Genomic DNA, 4,643 nt, shown 5'->3' with positions numbered 1-4,643 from the left:
ATTTGATACAAAAGGCGCAGAAAACAAACTCGATATTCAAGAAATCGCTCGTCAAAATGAGATTGTGTATGTCTCATTAAATGGATTGATTTACAAAGAATACATTCGTACATTAGCACAAATGCTTGTGGGGGACGTCAATTATTTTGCGTCAGAAATGTATCGAAAAAACCAAAGTAAAGGCATACTGGTACTCTTTGATGAGCCCGCTTCTTACTTAAACGAAGCGTTTATCGACATGGTAAACAAAGGTCGTGGTGCAGGCGTCCACGCCATTTTCTCCCCACAAACAATGGCAGATATTGCAAAATTAGGAGATAAATTGCAAGAACAACTCGTCGGAAATGTAAATACATTGATTATTGGAAAGACGAATGAGACTGGCGAAGCAGAGTATTGGAGTAACACAATGGGTACCTATGAAGACATTGAGGTAACGAGCATGATTGAACAAGAGGAAGGGTATTCTGATGTCGGAAAAGCCGATTGGACAGGCGAACGTGGAACAAAACGAAACGTCGACCGCTTCAAAATTAACCCAAATGCGATTAAAGCGTTGCGTACAGGTGAGTTCATTGTGTCACGTACTGCCAAGAATGTAGACGAGCCGCCACAAACCGTTTATGTGCGAAACGCACTCGATTGGCTTAAAAATAATAAGCAAATTTAATGCGATTAGAACGTTCTAACTCATAGTTCTTCCATAGTATCTCCATAGTATCTCCATAGTTTTCCCATAGTTTTCCCATAATTTTCTATAGAGAGGAAAAGTCCTCGGCGCTTGGTATCAAAGGCTTTCTCCGCTTGTAAAATTCCTGACCATTTTCGCTCAACGTGGGTTAAAACCCCCTTATAAGCGAAAATGGTCAGGAATTTTACAACTACGAAAAAAATACCAAGCGCCGAGGACAAACAGAATAGAGAAAAATATATGAGATAGAAGTTAGATAATAATAATTAAGTTCAAGAGATAAATTCAAAAGATAAAGGTCAAAAGATTAACAACTACCCCTTGCGATAGACGCCCCTTCACCAAACCTTGAAGGGGCTATCGCTCAGAGCAACAACCTCCTAAATCCTCCACCAAATCTTGGAGGACTTAAGACCCGAAAAAGACTTTCTACACGTTGTTTAAGAAACTCTTTTTCAATGAAACAAATAGGCGTTGCCTATTTGTTCTTTCTCCCTTTCGATTAAAGACCAATCGAAAGGGCAAAATAAAACCGTGCCTTTAAAAAGCGCACCCGTAAATACTAAAATAAAATTCCAGCGAATAAATGTTGAAATCAAACAGGAGGTTTCTATGAATAGACTAAAAGAAATTGAAACACTCGAACAAGAAATCCAATCACGGATACTCGACCGTCATTATGCGGACAGTTGGGAACAAGCAGCTCAAATTTCAGCGGATCTTAAAAAGAAAGAAGCGGAACTCGCTAAGTTAAAAAAGAAGGCGAGACAATGAAACCATTACTTTACAACTACTACATTGATTACACAAAACGAGAGAAAACCCGTTTAATTATTTTATGTCTCCTTCATGAATTGAGAGTAATTTCTATTCAACAAATGCAAACCTTTTTACAAATTGACGACATAGCAGCAGAAAGTACTACGTATGAAAATTTACGAATACTTAAAAAAAAGGGGCTTATAGCACACTCAAGAAGTGGCACAATGACATACTATTATCTTACAAAGGAAGGTCACAATTACATTGGCGGTTACTACACGTTACCCAAAGTTCCTGAATACAATTTACAGCACCATTTACAAATCAATGATTATCTAATTAAAATGTTGCAGCTTTGCCACCGCCACCCTCATTTAAAAGCTGTGGTTTCAGAACGACGGAAAGTCTATGAAGTCAAAGACCAAAAGAAAAATAAAAAAGGCGTAAAATACTTTGTCCCTGATTTTATTTTCGTTTTTACTGGTGAGGACGGACGAGAAGTGGAGTGGCAATTTGAAATCGAATTGACTTTAAAAACAAGGAATCGTTACCGTGAGGGGGTCTTTCCAAAATATATTAAAAGTTTAACGACTTACGAAGACGCCCGTTTAATTTATGTCACACCTAGTCCAATCATAAAGGAAGAATTAGAACTATTTAAAGAATATTTCATTTATCAACAAGGCGAAAATTTAGAAGAAGTGTTTGAACGATTGCATGTTTTTTCTGCCGAAGAATTTGAATATGAAATGAAACAATTACTAGAAGAAGATAAATTTATCAATTGGAGTGAGAAAAAAGGAAAGAACTAGCCGCTTTGCGACTAGTTCTTTTAAGTGCATTGAATTTCGCTTCTTTGGCTCATGCTTTGACGGACTTGTTCCCACTTACTCGTTTTTATGATGGTGCATTGCCGTATGTAACGGTCTGCTGCTGTTTGTTACAGTATCACAGCCAGTCGAAAACACAAGGGTATATAAACGAGCAAGCTCGCCCTTGTGTTTTCTTGATGTCTATGAAACTTTTACGGCACAGCAACCGACCGAAACATACTGGCGAAAATGAACAATCAAATTTAAAAACGAAAAGGGGGGAGAGTGCAACAAGTCCTAGCATGAGCCAAAGAAGCGAACAGCTTCCCTCACTCACGCCAGACAAAAATGGTTGTTGAAAAAAAACAAATATTTTTGAAAGAGGGAAAAGAAAATGGTTAACGATAACGAATTTGTAAAAGGATTAAAAAACCAAGCAAACGAACAATTGGCAAAACGAAATTTAAAAATTGATGGTTGTTTTGAAGGAGATTTTACCACTTGGATAGGCTGTTATGCCATTCCAGAAAACAAACCAACCGCTCTTGACCCTATGAACGAAGAAGAAGCCAAAGAACAAGATAAACATAGAATAAATGGAATGGTACAAGACTTTAGCGAGTGGTACGAATGGGAAATAATCAACGGTAAACTAGAAAATTTCAACTAGAATGGAAGAGGAGGAACGTTACAATGAATAGTACAAAATTACCTGAAAATTATTTAATCGTAGAATTCAACGAACAAAGCAACGACATGCGGACATATAAAGGCGAAATAGTAACACTTCATTTAATTTCACAACTACAGATACTTGATGAAGCAGTGAAAAATGAACAAGGATACTACAAATTTTATTTTGACGAAATCGTCAATGGCGAAATAATCAATCATTATCGTATAGATATAGGCGATGGATTTTATAAAAACAAGAAAATGTTTGCGTTTTTAGCTGAAAAAGCAGTTGACCTAAAACAGATCTATTCTTCCAAACCAAACGAAAGCATAAAAAAAGAAACCTTTTGCTAACGACAAAAGATTTCTACACGTTATACGAGTTACTACTGTAAAACCAGTATAACGTACCTTAACTTATTTGACAATAAAAATATTCCGCAAGCCCTAGAGCTTGCGGAATCTAAAGGGGACGTTCTCAAATGAAAGTGAGAAACTATAAAAACTACACAGCTGTTTATCTTGAAGAAATTACAAGCAAAGAATTTAAGGAAAGTATGAAAAAATACACTGAATTAAAGGAATGTGAAAAATATGTTGTTATCAGACCAACAAAAAAAGCGGCAGAAGCATTTGCTCAACTTCACTCCTTGCCATTATCAGAATGTAAAAAAGGCGCTAGCTACCGCATTTTAAACCTGCAATTTACAGTGCTGAACGTTGAACAAGGACTTGTTACATTTTCTTACTTTAACAGACATGGAAAAAAAGAAACAATCACACCTTTTGTACAGAACACCGCTCCAATAGGTGGCGTGCTGATAGAGACGCTATTTACATTTGAGACAGGTAAATTACTTTATTTTTAGAAAATGATATTAATTTCCACGGGTGGTTAACCACCCGTGGGCTAATATAAAAAAATAGGAAAGAAGGAAAAACAATGATTAATGTACACGCAGTAGGACGCTTAACGAAAGGCGCAGAGTTGCGCACCACAAACAATGGAAAGAGTGTCGCAAATTTCACGCTTGCCTGCAAACGTAAGAGACCCGATAAAGATGGCAAACTACCGACAACTTTTGTTCAATGTGTTTTATGGGGAAAACCAGCCCAAGCCTTTGCCAAATTTACTCAAAAAGGCGCGTTGATTGGGGCAAATGGTGAACTACAAACCCGTTCTTATGATGATCAACAAGGAATGACGCATTATGTGACCGAGCTAGTGGTGGAAGACTTTGAATTTTTAGAATCCAAAGAAACGGTACAGAATCGGGAACAAAAGCAACAAGAAATGCCACAATCAAATCCGACCCCACCTGCTAATGAACCAGCCTATATGAACCAAGAACCACCGGTTGAACAACCGCCATTGAATGGCATGTCTGAATATGGCTACAATCAATAAGGGCTGTTTTTTCATGCGATCCACACTCCCACCGCCACCACCGTTTAGGAGCGCATGAAAAAAAGAAAGGCTTCCGCCTTTCTTCTCGCTCAAAATGTGGTATAATGACTATGTAAAGAGGACGTACTGATAATACGCCCTCAAGTAGACCGTTTAAGACGGTAGCTAAGATTATTCGTCAAAAATAGACCAGTCACCTAGCCAAAGGTTATGACGGGTCTATTTTTTCTTGTTGTTACTGATTTTCAGAATCAATGTTGCGAATGCTAACGCAAACATTAACGCTTCAAAAACA

The 4,643-nt window shown here is 37.6% G+C and carries 7 protein-coding genes; all 7 read left to right on the top strand.

Annotated elements, in window-relative coordinates; all coding sequences use genetic code 11:
• Positions 1 to 670 (top strand): TraM recognition domain-containing protein (locus ECA01S_RS13605; protein ID WP_157490306.1); only part of this gene is annotated, 670 nt, incomplete at its 5' end.
• Between the two features lie 633 nt (positions 671 to 1,303).
• Entirely contained in the window at positions 1,304 to 1,465 is a 162-nt protein-coding gene (locus tag ECA01S_RS14245; RefSeq protein WP_143139634.1) for a hypothetical protein, read from the top strand.
• Positions 1,462 to 2,265, top strand: a complete 804-nt coding sequence (locus tag ECA01S_RS13600; RefSeq protein ID WP_067396467.1) for a replication-relaxation family protein — start codon at positions 1,462 to 1,464, stop codon at positions 2,263 to 2,265. The genes ECA01S_RS14245 and ECA01S_RS13600 overlap by 4 nt, the downstream gene beginning before the upstream one ends.
• Positions 2,266 to 2,659: 394 nt before the next feature.
• Positions 2,660 to 2,935 (top strand): hypothetical protein, encoded by a 276-nt coding sequence (locus ECA01S_RS13595; protein ID WP_067396464.1) that lies wholly within the window; start codon positions 2,660 to 2,662, stop codon positions 2,933 to 2,935.
• 23 nt (positions 2,936 to 2,958) lie between these two features.
• The gene (locus ECA01S_RS13590; protein ID WP_067396461.1) at positions 2,959 to 3,294 is read left to right on the top strand and encodes a hypothetical protein; all 336 of its coding nucleotides are present in this window, start codon (positions 2,959 to 2,961) and stop codon (positions 3,292 to 3,294) included.
• A gap of 128 nt (positions 3,295 to 3,422) precedes the next feature.
• Entirely contained in the window at positions 3,423 to 3,809 is a 387-nt protein-coding gene (locus tag ECA01S_RS13585; protein WP_067396458.1) for a hypothetical protein, read from the top strand.
• Between the two features lie 74 nt (positions 3,810 to 3,883).
• Positions 3,884 to 4,348, top strand: coding sequence for a single-stranded DNA-binding protein (locus ECA01S_RS13580; protein WP_067396456.1), 465 nt, complete (start codon positions 3,884 to 3,886; stop codon positions 4,346 to 4,348).
• The last annotated feature ends 295 nt before the right edge of the window (positions 4,349 to 4,643 follow it).

Origin of the sequence: Enterococcus canis NBRC 100695, from assembly GCF_001544375.1 — a bacterium.
In the GTDB taxonomy this organism is placed as follows: domain Bacteria; phylum Bacillota; class Bacilli; order Lactobacillales; family Enterococcaceae; genus Enterococcus_H; species Enterococcus_H canis.
The sequence above is the reverse complement of the archived record's forward strand: the minus strand, read 5'-3'. Positions and strand labels throughout refer to the sequence as shown.

Coding starts and splice junctions, on each gene's coding strand:
- ECA01S_RS13585 (WP_067396458.1), top strand. CDS start 3,423: ATGAAAGTGAGAAACTATAAAAACTACACAGCTGTTTATCTTGAAGAA.
- ECA01S_RS13595 (WP_067396464.1), top strand. CDS start 2,660: ATGGTTAACGATAACGAATTTGTAAAAGGATTAAAAAACCAAGCAAAC.
- ECA01S_RS13600 (WP_067396467.1), top strand. CDS start 1,462: ATGAAACCATTACTTTACAACTACTACATTGATTACACAAAACGAGAG.
- ECA01S_RS14245 (WP_143139634.1), top strand. CDS start 1,304: ATGAATAGACTAAAAGAAATTGAAACACTCGAACAAGAAATCCAATCA.
- ECA01S_RS13590 (WP_067396461.1), top strand. CDS start 2,959: ATGAATAGTACAAAATTACCTGAAAATTATTTAATCGTAGAATTCAAC.
- ECA01S_RS13580 (WP_067396456.1), top strand. CDS start 3,884: ATGATTAATGTACACGCAGTAGGACGCTTAACGAAAGGCGCAGAGTTG.